This is a genomic window from Ruminococcus sp. OA3 (assembly GCF_022440845.1).
GTDB lineage: Bacteria > Bacillota > Clostridia > Lachnospirales > Lachnospiraceae > Ruminococcus_G.
Genome location: NZ_JAKNTO010000001.1, coordinates 3,116,316 through 3,134,637 on the forward strand (window position 1 = coordinate 3,116,316; position 18,322 = coordinate 3,134,637).

The window sequence follows — 18,322 nt, forward strand, 5'->3', positions numbered from 1 at the left end:
CTACTTATCCAGATCATTTTCTATGAGATTGACAGACACCAGGGTCGAGACGCCCTTCTCCTGCATCGTAATTCCATACAGGCGGTCTGCGGCCGTCATGGTGCCTCTCCTATGTGTAATAATAATGAATTGTGTATTCTTTGTCAACTTATGAAGATACTGGGCAAAGCGTGTGACGTTGGAATCGTCCAGCGCGGCCTCAATTTCATCCAGCAGACAGAACGGGGATGGTTTCAGATTCTGAATCGCAAACAGCAGCGCGATTGCCGTGAGCGCTTTCTCTCCTCCCGACAGCTGCATCATATTCTGCAGCTTCTTTCCAGGAGGCTGTGATATGATCCTGATACCTGCTTCCAGCACATCCTCATCATCCATCAGTTCAAGTGTTCCCTTGCCTCCGCCGAACAGCTGCTTGAAGACCCTGTCAAATTCTTTCCTGATTTCTTCAAATTTTTCCGCAAACTGCTTTCGCATGCCTGCTTCCAGCTCATCTATGATATTGAGCAGCGTCGCTTCCGCTTCCACCAGGTCATGGTGCTGTGATTCCAGAAACTCGTGCCGTTCTTTCAGCTCTTTATAGTCTTCGATCGCATTTACATTCACAGGTCCCAGCTTTCGGATCTCTTCCTTGCAGGCAGCTATATCCTTTCGCAGGTCTCCCCGTTCCGGTATTTCCCCGGTGACAAGTGATGCCGCTGTTCCCGGAGTGACTTCATATTCTTCCCACATATAATTGATCCTGGCCTCACGGGATTCTTCAAGCTTTTCTTTCTGGTTATTCAGACGAAAACACTCTTTATCCAGAAGGTTCATTTTCTGCGAAAGTTCATCCCGCTTTTCAAAGAACGCTTTATGACTCCTGCTCATCTTCTCTTTTTCTATATTATAATTTTTCGTCTTCTGTTCAAACAGTTCTGTCTTGCAGGCAGCCTCTTCGATCTCCTGCTCCATTTTGGCGATCCGCTGTTCTATCTCAGCCATCTGCCCGCTTCCCTGATTCATGGTCTCACGAATCTTTGTCAGCTCTTCCCTGAGTGTAACCTCTTCCCGATGAATCCTACCAAGTGTCTGATCCAGAAATTCTTCTTTTTGTTTCAGCTGTGCGTATTCAAGGTGGGCGGTTTCAAGTTCCCCGACAGCCTGTTCTTCTGTTCTCCGCAGGGCATCTGCCTGTTCCTGACCTGCAGATATTTCTTCCTGAATGCGTTCTTCCAGAATTTTCAGGTCGTCCAGTTCACGTCCGATTGCAGCACTGCTGTCATTGATTTCCTTAATCTGTGCACTCAGCTCAGACTGTTCGTTTTTCAGCTGAGCATATCCCGTTTCCGTCTGTGTCAGTTTTTCCCGTGTCTGTTCCAGATTCATTCTTGCTGTATTCTGAAGAATGCACTGTTCCTGGATGCGTTCCGACATTTCCATGATAGTGTCGCGCAGAACATTTCTTTTGCTGCGGTTCTCCTCGATCACCTGCTGCATCTCATCCATCTCACGCCTGAGGGTTTTCACATTATGTTCAAGCTCTTCCAGCTCACGGCGTCGTCCAAGCAGGTTGCTGCTGTTTTTAAAAGCCCCGCCTGTCATGGAACCGCCCGGACTAAAGGATTCTCCCTCCAGGGTCACCATTCTGAGAGAATGCCTGTATTTTTTCCCCAGCGCGATCGCATGATCGATATGGTCCACAACCAGCGTCCTGCCGAGCAGATACTCGATCAGCGATTCATATCTGGACTCCGTCTTTACCAGCGTATGCGCAAGCCCTATGACCCCCTCTTCACGGAGCGCTTCCGGCTTTGGAAAAGAGGCGCCTCCTCTTACTGTTGTCAGCGGGAGGAATGTCGCGCGTCCGTATCTGTTCTTTTTCAAAAAGTCAATCATGGACTTCGCAGTGTGCTCATCATCCGTGACGATATTTTGAATACTGCCGCCAAGAGCAGTCTCCACTGCAGTCTCATATTTCTTCTCCGTCTGGATCAGGTCAGCCACAACTCCGCGGATTCCCGGATGTTTTTGTTTTTGTTCCATCACCCTGCGGATACTGTTGCCGTAGCCGTCATACCGTTCGGTTAGATTTTTCAGGGACTCCAGACGCGAAGCTTCTCTGTGGTACGCTGTCTGGCCGACCTCCATCTGGCGGTTCTGTTCGGCCAGCTGCTGTTGGATTGACGCAACTTCCTGTTCCAGACGTTTCTGTTCGCGGCTCATCTCCTCGACTCCCGCTGTGATTTTCTCATACTGCGTCTGATACGTGACTTCCAGTTCCTTCTGTTGGCTCTCTTCACTTTTCGTCTGTATGTAACGCTGGTTCAATTCTGATTTTCGGATCTGGATCTGTTCCAGCATGGCATCATAGCGCTGCACCTTGCCTTTGGTGGACGCTCTTTTGTTCAGCATCTCAATGATCCTGCCCTTGCCGTCTTCCACATTTCTGCTGACAGCCTCAATCTCCTCCTGCAGGCTTTTTAACGCTTCTTCTTTTTCCTTCTGCCGGCACTCAGATTTCATTTTTTCAGCCAGAACATCATCTTTCTCCTTCAGACATTTCCCGGCTTCCTCTTCATGCCTGCAAAGCTCACTCTCGATGGCATCCACACGGTTCTGATGGTGTTCATCGTTCAGACGTGCCGTATTGATCTGTTCTTTTAATACATTGCGCTGACCCTCCAGCTGCTGTTTTAAAAGTGCGCTGCTTCCCGATGCCTCTCTGGTCTGTTCGATCTTTTCGTCGAGAACCTCCATCTCGTGTTCCAATGTCTCATATTCAGTCTTGGTCTGTTCAAATTCACGCGCCGCCGCCTTCAGTTCTTCATCCGCAATACGATACTTATTATCGATCTGGTTCAGCTGTTCACCGCTGTGTTCCAGCTCCGAGAGAAACATGCTGACCTCAAAATTTTTCAGTTCTTCTCTCTTTTTGATATAAATACGCGCCGTCTCAGATTGTCTGGACAACGGTCCCAGCTGCCTGGTCAGCTCACTTAAGATATCATTGACACGGACAAGATTCTGCTGTTCTTCTGCCAGTTTTTTTAAAGCTGTATTTTTCCTGCGCTTAAACTTTACAATGCCTGCAGCCTCATCAAATAATTCCCTGCGCTCCTCAGGTTTTCCGCTTAAGATCTTATCGATCTGGCCCTGGCCGATGATGGAATACCCTTCTTTTCCAATACCTGTGTCATAAAACAGCTCATTGATATCTTTCAGCCTGCACGCAGCACCATTCAGCAGATATTCACTCTCGCCTGACCGGTACAGCCTTCTTGTGACCGTAACCTCTTCATATTCTATATCAAGCTTATGATCGGAATTGTCCAGCGTGATCGCAACCGACGCAAAACCGAGCGGTTTCCTGTTTTCTGTTCCTGAAAAAATCACATCCTGCATATTCCCGCCGCGAAGCTGCTTTGCACTCTGCTCTCCCAGCACCCAGCGAACCGCATCTCCGACATTACTTTTTCCACTTCCATTCGGACCCACGATTCCTGTGATTCCGTTGTGAAATTCAAAACATATTTTATTTGCAAACGACTTAAATCCCTGGATTTCAATGCTCTTTAAATACATGACTCACCTGTTTTTTCTTCAGCTCACAGATCGCATGATACGCGGCCGCCTGCTCCGCTGCCTTTTTTGTCCGTCCTTTACCGGTGCCCAGCATCTGACCGTTCACCTGTACCTCTGTTGTAAATGTCTTGTCATGATCAGGTCCGTCTTCTCCCACCAGCTGGTATACAATATCTCCCTGCATACTTCCCTGTACGATCTCCTGCAGGATTGTCTTGCTGTCATAAAACAGCTGCTTATGCTGGATATCATTCAGTACATGCCTGATAATAAATGTTTTTGCACATTCCAGCCCGCCGTCAAGATAAATGGCTCCGATGATCGCCTCCAATGCATCAGATACTATGGAATCTCTCCTGCGTCCGCCTGAATTGTCTTCTCCCTTTCCGAGCAGCAGATACTCTCCCAGACAGATCTGCCGCGCATCGTATGCAAGCGTCGGTTCACACACCAGGCTCGCCCTGAATTTTGTCAGTTCTCCCTCCGGATAATCAGGATACGTCTGATAAAGAAATTCGCTCGAGACAAGTTCCAGCACCGCATCCCCTAAAAATTCCAGACGCTCATTGCACTCCACCCTCGGCATCCGGTGCTCGTTTGTGTACGAACTGTGGCGGAGCGCCATTTCCAGAAGCTTCCGGTTCTTAAATTGATAATCCAGTTTTGTTTCCAAATTACATTGTTGTTTTTCCGTCTTCATCTCTTCTCCAATCAAAAAGACTGTCTCACCTGAACAGATTTTTCCCAAGACAGTCTTTCTATAACCAAACCTTATTTTCTCATCCGATCGCGCGCCTGATTGCCTCTACCGCATCACCGACAGATACAATCTTTTCTGTCTCTTCGTTCGAGATCTCAATATCAAATTCTTCCTCCAACGCCATGATGATCTGGAAAATATCCAGAGAATCCGCACAGAGATCATCGACAAATGTTGTATCCATCTTTACTTCCGCTTTATCCACATTCAGAACGTCAGCAATGATTTCCTGAAGTTTTTCGTATTCCATACCCTTCTCCTCCCTCATCCTTTACACTTCCGCGATATGCTCCTGAATTTTTCCGCTTATATTCTCAGACTTAAACTGGATACATTGAAGAATAGAGTTACAAAATTCCATTGATTTGGAGCTGCCATGCGTTTTTACGACCAGACCTTTTAATCCCAGCAGAGGTGCTCCGCCATACTGGCTGGCATCAAATGCCTTCAACGTCGTTTTCAATGCCGGTTTTACAAGAAGTGCTCCTATCTTGCTTCTCAGGGTAGTCATCATGCCTTCTTTCACCTTCGAAATCAACGTCGCTCCCACACCTTCATACAGTTTCAGGATCACGTTGCCGACAAATGCTTCGCAGACAATAACATCTGCATATCCCGCCGGAATGTCCCGCGCCTCAATACTTCCAATAAAATTGATATGCCGGCAGTCCTTCAGCAGCGGAAACGTCTCCTTCACAAGCGCATTTCCCTTTTCTTCTTCCGCCCCAATATTTACGATGGCGACCCTCGGGTTTTCGATTCCCATTACACTCTCCATATATATGGAACCCATCTGCGCGAACTGTACCAGATGAGACGCCCTTGCATCTACATTCGCGCCGCAGTCGATCAGAAGAGAAGCACCCCTGGCAGTCGGAATCATCGGCGCAAGCGGTGCACGCTCAACTCCCTTAATCCTGCCCACCAGTACCTGCCCGCCAACCAGAACTGCACCGGTGCTGCCTGAAGAGACGAATGCATCTGCCTCACCTTTTCGTACCAGCGTCAATGCCACTACAATAGAAGAATCTTTTTTTCCACGAATCGCATTTACCGGCGGTTCTGCTGTTTCAATCACCTCAGATGCATGGACCACTTCAATTCTTTCTTTCGGATAAGTATATTTCTCAAGTTCTTTCTCAATAAGATCTTTTTTTCCTGTCAGATATACAAAGATACGCTTATCCGCTCTGACGGCCTCCACAGCTCCCTTAACCGGCTCTTCCGGTGCGTAATCGCCTCCCATCGCATCTACTGCCACCTTTACCAACTGTTCCATTTATTCATCTCCAAACCTTCATTTTTTTCGTTCCCAAAAATAACACTAAGAATAATATACTAAACATCCTTATAAAATGCAAGTATAAGAAAGGGGATACCGCATGCGCAGTATCCCCCCTTTTACCATTTACAATTATTCTGCGAGCTTGCCGTCTGGATTCAGCCACTTGCCGTCTACCTCACAGTTTGTGAGCATAATGCCGTCTTCATTAAAGTAATACCAGCTGTCATCAATTTCCACCCACTCGGAAAGCTTCAGCGCTCCATCTGATCCGGAATAGAACCAGCTGCCGCTCCCATCCAGCCAGCCGACATTCATCTGACCCTTATCGTTCAGATAATATTTCTTTCCGTCAACAGTAATAAACCCTGTCGCCATTGACCCGTTCTCATTTAAATAGTACCAGATATCTTTGACCTTCTGCCATCCAGTCAGCATATATCCATTCTTGTCAAACAGATACCACTTGCCCTTTATTTCTTTCCATTTGCCTTTGACGCGGTTTCCATCATCCGCTACATAGTACTTTCCGGTTTTGTCCTTTGCCCATCCAGGTTTTTCTTCTCCCTCTTTAGGCGCCGGATCTTTATTCGGATCCACATAGATCTCAACGATATCGCTCGTCACCATGTTGACAGCCTTATCTACCGTGTTTGTTGCGACAACAAAATAATACCAGTATCCTTCTTCGGAGGTATCCGGTGTATATTTAGCCTCGGTGGCGCCTTCAATTTTCATGCCGCCGCCGTTTGAATCTACGGTATTCTTATACCATTGGTAACTGATCTTGCCATCTCCTTCTACCTTGGCTTCCACGGCAAGTTCCTTGGCTTTATCACCTACAGCATATGTAGCCTTTCCTTCGAGATTCTTGCTGAACTTCGGTACTTCAACATTTTCATCCACCTTAATGGCATTCGGGTCAAAAACATCCTGTGCCGTACTCCCATCCTCAGCTTCACTCTTATGGTTCCCCCACAGCAGTTCCCAGGTCTCTCCCAGGGAACAGCCCGATAAAAATGTCATGCATCCGACCAGCATTACTGCTAATATCCCTTTTTTAAACTTCATACTCGTTACCCCTTATCTAATTGTTACAAAATCTTTTCAGTTTTGTATATTTCCTGTTTCACAGTATAGCATAACTATGAATCAAAAGTCAATCTCTGAAGCCGGCAGCAAAAACATGCCGAAGTATGTAACTGTATTCACCCCATTAATATACTTCATTCCACTTACTTCTGCAAGCTGCGAACAGTTCATGCAGTAAGCTTCTACCGATGCAGTTGCTTTATCCGGCATTCTGCATGGCTCCCCTGTAATTTGTCCGCAGACTTTACACCGTGTGCAGCCGCCCGCCTCCAGTCTCAGAAATTTCTCATAGTACTTCCTGACCATCTCTTCTATGGATTCTGCAACCTCCGTGTGGCGGTTCTGCGCATCCATCATCCCCTCGATATCATAGGAATCCTCAATTTCTGTAACTGTCTGAAAAACCAGAGCCTTATGGTAAGATTTCGCCTCAGCGATCAGCTCTCCGGGCGCCCCCACATTCGGAGGGCAGGCATAATTCCTTCCATAGTGCCCGCAAATATTAGCCTCACAGGCTTTGCGAAGTTCTTCATCGAACGGAATCTTCCCTGTATCGATAACTTTCGCCTTAAAAGCACCGCACTCCATACAATGCTGTTCCATTTCTTCGTACTGTTTCATAACAAATCCCCCGATCCTGTTGTTTCCTTGTCTGCACATATGACAAAAGGCTTTCCGAAGCATCGGAAAGCCTTTTAATAACTTAGTCCATAGTAATGATTTCTTTTTTATTATAGGACCCGCATGCCTTACATACACGATGAGGCATCATCAGTTCTCCGCATTTGCTGCATTTCACCAGGTTCGGAGCACTCATTTTCCAGTTTGCTCTTCTCTTATCTCTTCTGGCTTTTGATGTTTTATTTTTTGGACAGATGGACATTATTACACCTCCTTAAACTTTCTAAATATATCACTGATTGCCGCCATCCTTGGGTCAAGACTGGCAGTATCACAATCGCATGATGTCTGGTTCAGATTAGCCCCGCATTTTATACAGATGCCCTTACAGTCTTCACTGCACAGTACCTGCATCGGCCAATCGAATAAAATCTCATTATGCATCAGCGCATCCACATCAAGTGTTTTCCCCTCAATATATCCGCCATCATCCAGCATTTCTTCCCGCTCCGCATCCGTCAGCTTCATATCCACTTCGCGCACTGCGTGAAGCTCAAATAAAGTCCTGACCGGCTCCAGACAACGGGCGCACGGAATCTCGATCACTGCATCGCAATCTGCAGCAATCTCCAGAACCTGACCGGCATTGTGCGTAATGCACAGGTGCACAGGGGATTTCCCAATTATTGGATATTCTCCTGCCCTGGTTTTAAACACACTAATTTCCAAAGCTGTTTCCAGTTCTTCCGTTTTCCCCTCCCGGGCTAAAATATCTGTCAGATCAATTCGCATAATAGTCTCCTAATCACACTTTGTTAATTATACATATGAGTGCGGAATTTGTCAACTCTTTTTACTTGACTTTTAAGATTGATTTTATCCCGACACCCGCCAAACACACTTATTAACAGTATACCCTTAATTTCTTTTACCCACAACACTGTTTCGGCAGATCTTAACAGGAAACCATGTTATCATCGCATAAAAACCGCCGCGGCTTTTTGCCGCGGCGGGAATTCTACAGATATACTGAAATACAGCCTTTACACAAGTGCTACTGTCTCTCTGCAGATCGCAAGCTCTTCATTCGTAGGAATGACACATACTTTTACTTTGGAATCCGGTGTGGAAATAACGCAGTCTTCTCCTCTTCCGGAGTTCGCTTTCTCATCCAGTGTGATTCCAAGGTATCCCAGGTAAGATACGACCTTCTCACGTACGATAGATGCATTCTCGCCGATACCTGCGGTAAATGCGATCGCATCCACACCATTCATTACAGCAACGTAAGATCCGATATATTTCGCTACATGGTAGCAGAATACTTCCAGTGCATTGGCAGCCAGTTTATTGCCGTCTTCCATCGCTTCTTCCAGATCACGGAAATCGCTGGAAAGTCCATCGGAAAGACCCTGAACGCCGGATTTCTTATTCAGCACATTCATAACGCCTGCCAGATCCAGATTCTCTTTCTTCGCAATGAATTCGATGATAGCCGGATCAATGTCACCGGAACGTGTTCCCATCACGAGACCTTCAAGTGGTGTCAGTCCCATGGATGTATCAACGCATTTTCCGTTTACTACAGCACTGATAGATGCGCCGTTACCAAGATGTGCTACAATAATCTTGGAATTATTCAGGTCCATCCCAAGAAATTCTGCCGTATGTTTGGAAACAAAGCTGTGTGATGTTCCGTGGAATCCATATCTTCTCACTTTGTATTTCTCATAATATTCATATGGAAGACCATACATGTAAGCCTTTTCCGGCATTGTCTGATGGAATGCAGTATCAAATACAGCTACCATCGGTGCAGTAGGCATCAGCTCCTGGCATGCGCGGATTCCGATAAGGTTTGCCGGATTGTGAAGCGGTGCAAGATCGTTGCACTCTTCAATTGCAGCCATCACTTCATCATTGATCACAACAGATGATGCAAATTTTTCACCGCCGTGTACGACACGATGTCCGACAGCATCGACTTCTTCAAGGCTTTTGATAACTCCTGTCTTTGGATTCATCAGCGCATCCAGAACCATCTGTATCGCCTGTTTGTGTGTCGGCATAGCTGCCTCGGTTACTTCTTTTTCGCCGCCGTCAGGCTGATAAACCAGTCTTCCGTCAATTCCAATTCTCTCACAGAGTCCCTTTGCCAGAACGTGTTCTGTGTCAGAGTTGATCAGCTGGAACTTCAGTGAAGAACTGCCGCAGTTAATTACTAATACATTCATCGGTATTACCTCGCTTTATTGGTTTTATGTAATATTTATTACTTATTTTAGTGAGCTTTATACGAATAGATGGGTTTCCGCACTTTTAAGGAAGTTCGAATTCGCTTCGCTCATCGAACAAGCTTCGCACTAAGCTCGTAAATGCCTTGCTAAGGGCTCAGCTTTCGCTCATCGAACAAGCTTCGCACTAAGCTCGTAAATGCCTCGCTAAGGGCTCAGCTTTCGCTCATCGAACAAACTTCGCACTAAGCTCGAAAAGACCTCGCTAAGTTAACGGGTATCTTCGATTCGCTTCGCTCATCGAACAAACTTCGCACTAAGCTCGTAAAGACCTCGCTAAGTGCTCAGTTTTGGCACTGTACCGCTGTGATGGCTACTACTCCTACGATATCTTCTGCAGAGCATCCTCTGGAAAGATCGTTGACCGGAGCTGCAATACCCTGGGTAACCGGTCCGTATGCTTCTGCCTTAGCCAGTCTCTGAACCAGTTTGTATCCGATATTTCCTGCATCAAGGTCCGGGAAGATCAGCGTGTTGGCCTGTCCTGCTACCGGGCTGTTCGGAGCTTTGGAAGCGCCTACACTGGGAACGATCGCTGCGTCAAGCTGCAGTTCCCCGTCCAGTTTCAGATCCGGATAGTTTTCTTTTGCGATTTTTACTGCTTCTGTTACTTTATCAATATCGGCGTGTTTTGCACTTCCCATTGTTGAGTGTGACAGGAATGCAATTTTCGGTTCTTCGCCAACCAGAAGTTTAAAGGATTCTGCTGAGGATTCTGCGATTGCAGCCAGTTCTTCCGGATTTGGATTCTGGTTCAGCCCGCAGTCAGCAAATACGAAAGTACCATTAGCACCATACTCACAGTTCGGAACGGACATCAGGAAAAATGCAGATACAAGTTTTGTACCTGGTTTCGTTTTCAGAATCTGCAGGCATGGACGCAGAGTGTCTGCTGTAGAGTGGCATGCACCGGAAACCATTCCGTCAGCATCGCCCATTTTTACCATCATAACTCCGTAGTACAGATACTGGTTGAGCATGATCTCTTTTGCTTTATCTTCTGTCATGCCTTTGCTGCCTCTTAATTCAACCAGTTTGTCAATATAAGACTGTGTCTTATCAGAAGTTGCCGGGTCCACTACGACTGCTCCTGTGATATCCAGTCCTTCGCTTCCCGCTTTTACAGCGTCTTCGCTTCCCACCAGAACTACATTTGCAATATCTTCTTTTAAGATCTGTGCAACTGCCTCATACGTTCTTCTGTCTTCTGTCTCCGGAAGTACGATTGTTTTTTTGTCAGCTCTCGCCCTGTCTTTAATTACGTCAATAAATCCCATGATTTTTTTGACTCCTTTCGTTTTATACTAATTCATTTTAACAGTTCAGACGGCGAGAAAATTTGTACAGAATCAAGCGTTATACTTGTTTATAAGACTGATTCTATACAGATTTTCACATTGGATGAACATCCGATGCTTCCTGTCCGGTTACGCCGGACAGGAAGATGCCCCGTCTGAACTGTTTTAATTCATTTCATTATACCCCCAATACCCTTGTATTTCAAGCATTTCAATGGTAGAATACTGGATAATTCAATGTATTTTTTGAGGTGCAAGAACTGAATAAAAACTTTCGCCTATTCCTGACCAAAACCGCTGCAAATGTGGTATAGGAGGTAATCATGAAAACAACGGGACTTATCACAGAATATAATCCGTTTCACAACGGTCATAAATATCATATTGAAAAAGCCAGGGAAGTCACAGGCGCTGACTACGTGATTGCCGTTATGAGCGGAAATTTTGTGCAGCGCGGTTCCTGCGCTGTCACAGACAAATATACCCGGGCTGCCATGGCACTCTCCGAAGGAGCCTCCCTCGTCCTGGAACTCCCGGTTTGTTTCGCAACAGGGAGCGCTGAATTTTTTGCCCGTGGGGCAGTCCGCATCCTCAGCCAGACCAATGTAACAGATTACATCTGTTTCGGATGCGAACATGCCAACCTTCAGCTCTTTCATGAAATATCCTCTGTTTTAACGGAAGAGCCAGAGACGTACCGGCGTGTCTTAAGATCAGAACTCTCACAGGGACAGTCATATCCTGCTGCCCGCCAGCAGGCTCTGTCCGCCTGTCTGCCTGAACTCAGGATAGATACGTTTCTTAAGTCCCCAAATAATATTCTGGGACTGGAATACATCAGGGCTCTGAATCAGGAGCACAATACAATCGCTCCATTCCCCATACAGCGCATCGGTAGCAGCTATCACGACGAGACTCTGACCGGCACTTACAGTTCAGCCACGGCTGTCCGCAGAGAGATCCATGAGCAGCAGATTTCCGCTTCAGCGTTGGAAAAGATTCCTCCACAGGCGGCCGCGATCCTGAAACAGCATCTTGAGAACCGTGGGAGTCTTAATATCGACAGTTTCTCGGCACTGCTTAAATATACCCTGCTGTCAGAAAGTACCACTTCCCTGTGCCGTTATCAGGATATGACAGAGGCTCTCGCAAACCGCATACTGAACCGTCTAAATGATTTTATGGAAATCAGCTCCTTTATTTCACTGCTGAAAACCCGGGAACTGACGTATTCCCGCATCTCTCGTGCCCTTCTGCATGTGCTGCTGAAACTTACCGGTGAGGACCTTGCACGTTCTCTCCGGCAGGAGAGCAGTTACCTGCGCATTCTCGGCTTCCGGAAAGATGCCGCTGCACTTTTAAAAGAACTGAAACTGAAAAGTACTGTGCCCATCATCACAAAACCCTCAGATGCAGCCGGCTATCTCAATGTATCCGCGCTAAAAACATTCGAACAGGACATCCGCGCCGCCCACATCTACGAAACCCTCATGACTGACGCCTATCATACCCCCTTCCAACACGAGTACACCCGCACCCCGGTCATCATCTGACCAGAGTGCGGGTGTCTCACATGCAGGTATAAGGACTTCCCCATTCAGCCCTTACACGAGCAAATCGGTCTTTCATCCCTCACGTATTTTAACATTTATAACGCCAGTTATAAATGTTAGTTTTTAAAACTGTGAACCGGAGCCGGTATCCTTCCCCCTCTGTTTACAAACGCATCACATCCAAAGGTATTGACCGGCATAACCGGGGCGTAACCCAGCAGGCCGCCGAATTCCACCGTTTCCCCGACGCCCTTTCCTATCACAGGGATAATACGTACAGCCGTTGTCTTCTGATTAATCATACCGATCGCCATCTCGTCCGCGATAATTCCAGCGATCGTCGTTGCCTTTGTATCCCCCGGTATAGCAATCATATCAAGTCCGACGGAGCAGACACATGTCATAGCTTCCAGCTTCTCGAGTGTCAGCGCCCCCGCGATCACCGCATCAATCATTCCCTGGTCCTCGCTGACCGGAATAAACGCCCCGCTCAATCCTCCCACATAAGAGGAAGCCATGATGCCGCCTTTCTTTACCTGGTCATTCAGCATGGCAAGCGCCGCCGTTGTACCCGGAGCACCGGCTGCTTCCAGTCCGATCTCCTGCAGGATCTCTGCGACACTGTCGCCGATCGCCGGCGTCGGTGCCAGGGACAGATCGATAATCCCAAAAGGTATGCCCAGCCTCTTTGATGCCTCCTGAGCTACCAGCTGTCCGACACGTGTAATCTTAAATGCCGTCTTCTTGATCGTCTCACACAGCACCTCAAAATTTTGCCCTCGTACCTGTTCCAGCGCATATTTCACAACACCCGGTCCGCTGACGCCCACATTGATGATCGCATCGGCCTCCGTCACGCCGTGAAAAGCACCCGCCATAAACGGATTATCGTCCGGCGCGTTGCAGAATACCACCAGCTTTGCACAGCCAAGGGAATCATTCTCTTTGCTGCAATTTGCTGTCTGCAGTACAATATCCCCCATCAGACGCACTGCATCCATATTGATTCCCGTTTTAGTAGAGCCGAGGTTGACGGAACTGCATACACGTTCTGTACACGCCAGAGCATCCGGGATCGAACGGATTAAAAGTTCATCTGCTTTCGTCATTCCCTTCGAGACCAGCGCAGAGTATCCGCCGATAAAGTTGACCCCGACTTCCTTTGCCGCCCTGTCAAGCGTTTTTGCCAGGGTCACAAAATCCTCCGGCCTTGTGCATGCCGCGCCGCCCACAAGCGCCATCGGTGTAATGGAAATTCTTTTATTGACGATCGGAATGCCATATTCTGCAGAAATGTCTTCCCCTGTTTTTACAAGTTCCTTCGCCGTTGCGGTGATCTTATCATAAATCCGGCTGCTGACCGTCAGAAGATCATCATCGATGCAGTCCAGAAGACTGATTCCCATTGTGATCGTACGGACATCCAGATTCTCCTGTTCAATCATCTTGTTCGTTTCATTGACTTCAAATATATTGATCATTATAACGTCTCCTCGTATTTAGATGCGGTGCATTCTGTTAAATATATCTTCGTGCTGGCAGCGGATGACAACTCCGATCTCTTCTCCCAGTTCTTTCATCTCTTCTGCCAGTTCTCCCGTGCCCTTGCCGCATGCTGAAGTGTCCGTCACCATCATCATATTAAAGTATCCGTCTACGATCGTCTGCGAAATATCCAGAATGTTGATCCGATGATCAGCCAGATACGCACATACCCTCGCTATGATTCCTACAGTATCTTTTCCCACCACAGTAATAATCGTTTTTTCCATCTCATCCTCCTGTACCGCAACGGCTGCGGTTTTTCTTTATATTTTTTGATATGTATCAAATCTCAGCCATCTTTGAAATACTCTCACGGCTCGCTACCGAAATATCAAAATCACATGCTCTGTAAGGATTATCTCCCATCGTCACTTCCGAACACACAGTCTCATATGCAAGTGCCTCATAATTATTCTCTCTGCTCAAATGACCCAGAAGTATTTTCTTCAGGTTGTCGTGAAGCAGGCTGCACAGCAGTTTGCCGGCAGATTCATTTGACAGATGTCCTCTGTTCCCCAGGATTCTGCGCTTCAGATAATATGGGTATTTCCCCACCTGCAGCATGTTTACATCATGATTTGCTTCCAGAAGAAGCGCATCCAGATTCTGAAGATTGGAAATAATATAATCTGAATATTCACCCATATCCGTCGCAATACCAATGGTCTGTTCCCCATGTTCCAGTCTGTATCCAACCGGCTGCGCCGCATCATGGGAAATGGAAAATGGATGGACCATCATATCTTTGATCTGATATGGTTCATCTGCACGGATCTCATGGAAAATTCCTTCCGGCAGTCTGCCAAGCGTACTCATCTGTTCCATGGCACCAATCGTCCCGGCTGTTGCATAGATCGGAATCCGATGCTTTCTTGCGATAACTCCCAGTCCTTTAATATGGTCGGAATGTTCGTGCGTGATCAAAATGCCGTCAATATCGGAAGTCGTCCGGTCAATTTCATTCAGCCCAAACTCTATCCTCTTTCCGCTGATTCCGACATCCACAAGCAGGCTGGTATTTTCACTCCCTGCAAAAATACAGTTACCGCTGCTTCCGCTCGCTATACTACATAATCTCATGGTGTCCTCCATTGTTTCATCCTGGCTTCTATCTGTCTTGCCGTATTTTCAAATGTTCCGCTGTTATCAATTGTAATATCGCAGCGTTTCTTAAATTCCTCTTCATCCAGCTGATTCGCGATCATCTGAGTGATCTTGGCATCGCTGTAATTCCGGCTTTTTTTCAATCTTTCCCGGCGCACACTCTGATGGGCATAAATATACCACACTTCGTCACAAATTTCATCATAATGTTCTTCCAGAAGCAGAGCAGCTTCCAGAAAAAAGTACGTCTTCCCCTGTTCTGCTGCAGCTTCTATCTGCTCAGATATATATTTGCGGACGGCCGGATGAATGATACGGCTGAGCGCTTCCAGCTGCGCATGATCCTGATACACGATCCGCGCAATCCGGGAGCGGTCGAGTTCACCGTCTTCATCCAGTACCCCGTCCCCAAAAAGCCGGCGGACCGGTTCATAGCATGCCTGCCCGGATTTCATCAGCAGATGTCCTGCATGATCCGCAAGCAGGACAGCCGCATCATAGTTTCCGGCAATATATTTCATCACTTCGCTTTTTCCCGAGCCGACCCCGCCGGTGACCCCGATCATCTTCATGCGTTTATTTTGCCTCATACCAGTTCTCTCCCTGGTGCATATCTACTTCCAGCGGCACTGCAAGATCAGCAGCCCCCTGCATTTCCGTACGGAGGATTTCCGAGACCTCATCTGTCTCCTCCCGGTATGCTTCGATTAACAGTTCATCGTGCACCTGCAGGATCAGGCGCGAACGCAGATTGCGTTCTTTCAGCCGTTCATTGACACGAATCATCGCAATTTTAATAATATCTGCCGCCGTTCCCTGAATCGGGGAATTCATCGCAACACGTTCTCCAAAAGATCGCTGCATAAAATTGCTGGACGACAATTCCGGGATCGGCCGTCTTCTGCCGAACAGCGTTTCGGCATATCCCTTCTTTTTTGCATCCGCAACAAGACCGTCCAGATACTGTTTGATCTTTGGATATGTCTCAAAATATTTTTCAATATAATCCGCGGCTTCTTTTCTGGTGATGCTTAAGTCCTGACTGAGTCCGAATGAACTGATGCCATAGACAATTCCAAAGTTAACTGCCTTTGCATTTCTTCGCTGCAGGTCCGTCACTTCTGAAAACGGAGTGTGGAACACCTGGGAAGCGGTGATTCTGTGAATATCCCTTGCCTCGCGGTATGCCTCGATCAATGTCTCATCCCCGGAGCAATGCGCCAGCACGCGCAGCTCGATCTGAGAGTAATCCGCATCCAGGAACACACAGTCCTCCTTCGGGATAAAAACCTTGCGGATCAGTCTTCCAAGTTCCATCCGTATCGGAATATTCTGCAGGTTGGGTTCGGTGCTGCTGATCCTTCCCGTAGCCGTGATCGTCTGATTAAAGTTCGAATGAATCCTGCCGTCCTCGCCAATATATCCTGCAAGCCCGTCGGCGTAGGTGGATTTTAATTTTGTCAGCTGCCGGTATTCTAAAATATCTGTCACGATTTCATGATCGGGTGCCAGTTTATCAAGTACGTCTGCGGCTGTTGAATACCCTGTTTTTGTCTTTTTGGCACCCGGAAGTTTCAGTTTCTCAAACAGAATCACACCCAACTGTTTCGGAGAGTTGATATTAAACTTCTCGCCTGCCTTTTCATAAATGAGCTCTTCCAGCTCCAATATCCGCACCTGCAGCTGATCCCCGTATACTTTCAGTTCATCTTTTGCTGCACGGATACCTTCTTTTTCCATATCATGCAAGACAAAGACAAGGGGCAGTTCAATCTCCCGGTACAATCCCAGCATGCCCTTATCTTCCAGAAGCTTTTCAAGCGGTTGTTTAGCCGCAAATGCTGTGTAGCTCATATAACACGCAAAACGCATCACGGCTTCTGGTCTCTGAACCAGCGCATCCCGCAGCGAAAGCTTTCCCAGCAAATCTTCTTTCGAGGGAAACATCAGACCCAGAATTTCTTTCGCAATATCATCATACGTATAGGCAGACTTCAGAGGATTATTCAGGTAAGCGGCAACCCCGATGTCAAACACGCTGTTTTTATTTTTCGGTTCTGCAACAGCAAGCGCCTGCTTAATGTCCAGCATCGCAGTTACGTTGTTGCAGTCAATCAGCGAACCGATTTTATCTTTCAGGTAATCCGCGGTGACAAAACCCTGTACCGGCAGAAAGCAAATAGCATCCGCCGACTCAGCCAGCGCGGCTCCCAGCAGTTCCCCATCCTGGATCAGCAGATACATACCGATATCTGCTGATTCCGAAAATCTGGAAAACACCGACTCCACTTCCGTCAGCTCAGAGGCCGTTTGAAACGAATCTTCCACATCCGGAACCGGTGATTCACAGGAAAAGCGTGACAGAAGATTTTTAAACTCCAGTTCTTTGAAATACTGGTAAGCCTCCGGAGTAAACAGATCTTTTAATCTGGCAGATTCAGGTTCAAATGCAACCGGACTCTCCGTGTTGATGGTAGCAAGTTCTCTGCTCAGCACTGCAAGGTCATAATGATCCCGCAGTGATTCCCGGGCTTTATTGGGTTTAACCTCCTCCAGATGTTCATGGGCGTTCTCGATACTCCCATATTCTGCGATCAGCTTTGTCGCCGTCTTTTCGCCAACTCCGGGAATTCCCGGTATATTGTCAGAGCTGTCTCCCATCAGACCTTTCAGTTCAATGATCTGAGCAGGTGTCACTTGGTATCTCTCCAGGACATCTGCTGCATGATAATCTTCGGTGACCGTCTTGCCACCCTTCGTCTTCGGAATACGTATCTTGATCTTTTCTGTCGCAAGCTGCAGCAGGTCACGGTCTCCTGATACGATGGTCACCTCCATGCCCTGTGCTTCGCTTTTTTTCGCCACAGTTCCCAGCAGGTCGTCCGCCTCATACCCCTCCATGGAGATCAGGCAGACTCCCATAGCCGCCAGCACCTCCTTCAGCAGTGGGACCTGCTCTTTAAGCTCCTGCGGCATCGGTTTTCTCGTTCCCTTGTACGCCTCGTACTTCTCATGCCGGAACGTCGGTGCATGCACATCAAAAGCAACCGACAGATACTGCGGCTGCTCCTCTTCCAACGTCTTAAATAAAATATTCAAAAAACCATACACGGCATTCGTATGCTTCCCATCCGCATTTGTCAGATCCGGTATGCCGTAAAACGCACGGTTGATAATACTGTGTCCGTCAACTAAAACTATTTTCTCCATTT

At 47.3% G+C, this 18,322-nt stretch carries 16 protein-coding genes; 1 reads left to right on the plus strand and 15 read right to left on the minus strand.

Translation table 11 applies throughout. The features are described 5' to 3' along the window. From smc to pta, 10 genes are all read right to left on the minus strand, one after another. Entirely contained in the window at positions 1-3,561 is a 3,561-nt protein-coding gene (gene smc / locus MCG98_RS14075) for a chromosome segregation protein SMC (RefSeq protein ID WP_240302566.1), read from the minus strand. Then, positions 3,542-4,261 (minus strand): ribonuclease III, encoded by a 720-nt coding sequence (rnc, locus tag MCG98_RS14080; RefSeq protein WP_240303451.1) that lies wholly within the window; start codon positions 4,259-4,261, stop codon positions 3,542-3,544. The genes smc and rnc overlap by 20 nt, the downstream gene beginning before the upstream one ends. Before the next feature lie 79 nt (positions 4,262-4,340). Further along, positions 4,341-4,571 (minus strand): acyl carrier protein, encoded by a 231-nt coding sequence (gene acpP / locus MCG98_RS14085; protein WP_240302567.1) that lies wholly within the window; start codon positions 4,569-4,571, stop codon positions 4,341-4,343. Between the two features lie 21 nt (positions 4,572-4,592). Further along, positions 4,593-5,591, minus strand: a complete 999-nt coding sequence (gene plsX / locus MCG98_RS14090) for a phosphate acyltransferase PlsX (RefSeq protein ID WP_345891726.1) — start codon at positions 5,589-5,591, stop codon at positions 4,593-4,595. A 144-nt stretch (positions 5,592-5,735) separates the two neighbouring features. After that, on the minus strand, positions 5,736-6,674 hold the full coding sequence (locus tag MCG98_RS14095; RefSeq protein ID WP_240302569.1) for a hypothetical protein: 939 nt from the start codon (positions 6,672-6,674) through the stop codon (positions 5,736-5,738). A gap of 81 nt (positions 6,675-6,755) precedes the next feature. Continuing rightward, positions 6,756-7,316 carry a DUF2284 domain-containing protein gene (locus tag MCG98_RS14100; protein WP_240302570.1) on the minus strand — a complete coding sequence of 187 codons (561 nt, stop codon included), beginning with the start codon at positions 7,314-7,316 and terminating at the stop codon, positions 6,756-6,758. 82 nt (positions 7,317-7,398) lie between these two features. Next, the gene (gene rpmF, locus MCG98_RS14105; protein ID WP_028528917.1) at positions 7,399-7,578 is read right to left on the minus strand and encodes a 50S ribosomal protein L32; all 180 of its coding nucleotides are present in this window, start codon (positions 7,576-7,578) and stop codon (positions 7,399-7,401) included. Positions 7,579-7,580: 2 nt separating this feature from the next. Continuing rightward, positions 7,581-8,108 (minus strand): DUF177 domain-containing protein, encoded by a 528-nt coding sequence (locus MCG98_RS14110; protein WP_240302571.1) that lies wholly within the window; start codon positions 8,106-8,108, stop codon positions 7,581-7,583. A 251-nt stretch (positions 8,109-8,359) separates the two neighbouring features. Further along, positions 8,360-9,550 carry an acetate kinase gene (locus MCG98_RS14115; protein WP_240302572.1) on the minus strand — a complete coding sequence of 397 codons (1,191 nt, stop codon included), beginning with the start codon at positions 9,548-9,550 and terminating at the stop codon, positions 8,360-8,362. A gap of 344 nt (positions 9,551-9,894) precedes the next feature. Continuing rightward, the gene (pta, locus tag MCG98_RS14120; RefSeq protein ID WP_240302573.1) at positions 9,895-10,887 is read right to left on the minus strand and encodes a phosphate acetyltransferase; all 993 of its coding nucleotides are present in this window, start codon (positions 10,885-10,887) and stop codon (positions 9,895-9,897) included. A 344-nt stretch (positions 10,888-11,231) separates the two neighbouring features. Between pta and MCG98_RS14125 the strand changes: the two genes are divergently transcribed. Then, a complete protein-coding gene (locus MCG98_RS14125) occupies positions 11,232-12,461 on the plus strand; it encodes a nucleotidyltransferase (RefSeq protein WP_240302574.1) in 1,230 nt (409 codons plus the stop codon). A gap of 116 nt (positions 12,462-12,577) precedes the next feature. On the opposite strand, the gene MCG98_RS14130 is transcribed toward MCG98_RS14125, so the two are convergent. Genes MCG98_RS14130 through polA form a run of 5 tightly spaced genes read right to left on the minus strand, consistent with a single transcriptional unit; the run spans position 12,578 to position 18,320 of the window. Continuing rightward, positions 12,578-13,942 (minus strand): PFL family protein, encoded by a 1,365-nt coding sequence (locus MCG98_RS14130; protein ID WP_240302575.1) that lies wholly within the window; start codon positions 13,940-13,942, stop codon positions 12,578-12,580. Positions 13,943-13,960: 18 nt separating this feature from the next. Continuing rightward, positions 13,961-14,233, minus strand: coding sequence for an ACT domain-containing protein (locus tag MCG98_RS14135; protein WP_240286040.1), 273 nt, complete (start codon positions 14,231-14,233; stop codon positions 13,961-13,963). 55 nt (positions 14,234-14,288) lie between these two features. Beyond that, on the minus strand, positions 14,289-15,086 hold the full coding sequence (locus MCG98_RS14140) for an MBL fold metallo-hydrolase (protein ID WP_240286076.1): 798 nt from the start codon (positions 15,084-15,086) through the stop codon (positions 14,289-14,291). Continuing rightward, positions 15,083-15,700 (minus strand): dephospho-CoA kinase, encoded by a 618-nt coding sequence (coaE, locus tag MCG98_RS14145; protein ID WP_240302576.1) that lies wholly within the window; start codon positions 15,698-15,700, stop codon positions 15,083-15,085. The genes MCG98_RS14140 and coaE overlap by 4 nt, the downstream gene beginning before the upstream one ends. After that, positions 15,687-18,320 carry a DNA polymerase I gene (gene polA / locus MCG98_RS14150; protein WP_240286044.1) on the minus strand — a complete coding sequence of 878 codons (2,634 nt, stop codon included), beginning with the start codon at positions 18,318-18,320 and terminating at the stop codon, positions 15,687-15,689. Before polA ends, coaE begins: the two co-directional genes overlap by 14 nt. Positions 18,321-18,322: the final 2 nt, after the last annotated feature.

Bases quoted from the DNA above. Each gene is read 5' to 3' on its own strand.
- MCG98_RS14110 (WP_240302571.1), bottom strand. From the start codon at position 8,108: ATGCGAATTGATCTGACAGATATTTTAGCCCGGGAGGGGAAAACGGAA.
- MCG98_RS14130 (WP_240302575.1), bottom strand. From the start codon at position 13,942: ATGATCAATATATTTGAAGTCAATGAAACGAACAAGATGATTGAACAG.
- acpP (WP_240302567.1), bottom strand. From the start codon at position 4,571: ATGGAATACGAAAAACTTCAGGAAATCATTGCTGACGTTCTGAATGTG.
- MCG98_RS14100 (WP_240302570.1), bottom strand. From the start codon at position 7,316: ATGAAACAGTACGAAGAAATGGAACAGCATTGTATGGAGTGCGGTGCT.
- polA (WP_240286044.1), bottom strand. From the start codon at position 18,320: ATGGAGAAAATAGTTTTAGTTGACGGACACAGTATTATCAACCGTGCG.
- pta (WP_240302573.1), bottom strand. From the start codon at position 10,887: ATGGGATTTATTGACGTAATTAAAGACAGGGCGAGAGCTGACAAAAAA.
- coaE (WP_240302576.1), bottom strand. From the start codon at position 15,700: ATGAGGCAAAATAAACGCATGAAGATGATCGGGGTCACCGGCGGGGTC.
- MCG98_RS14140 (WP_240286076.1), bottom strand. From the start codon at position 15,086: ATGAGATTATGTAGTATAGCGAGCGGAAGCAGCGGTAACTGTATTTTT.
- MCG98_RS14125 (WP_240302574.1), top strand. From the start codon at position 11,232: ATGAAAACAACGGGACTTATCACAGAATATAATCCGTTTCACAACGGT.
- rnc (WP_240303451.1), bottom strand. From the start codon at position 4,261: ATGAAGACGGAAAAACAACAATGTAATTTGGAAACAAAACTGGATTAT.
- MCG98_RS14095 (WP_240302569.1), bottom strand. From the start codon at position 6,674: ATGAAGTTTAAAAAAGGGATATTAGCAGTAATGCTGGTCGGATGCATG.
- MCG98_RS14115 (WP_240302572.1), bottom strand. From the start codon at position 9,550: ATGAATGTATTAGTAATTAACTGCGGCAGTTCTTCACTGAAGTTCCAG.
- MCG98_RS14135 (WP_240286040.1), bottom strand. From the start codon at position 14,233: ATGGAAAAAACGATTATTACTGTGGTGGGAAAAGATACTGTAGGAATC.
- rpmF (WP_028528917.1), bottom strand. From the start codon at position 7,578: ATGTCCATCTGTCCAAAAAATAAAACATCAAAAGCCAGAAGAGATAAG.
- smc (WP_240302566.1), bottom strand. From the start codon at position 3,561: ATGTATTTAAAGAGCATTGAAATCCAGGGATTTAAGTCGTTTGCAAAT.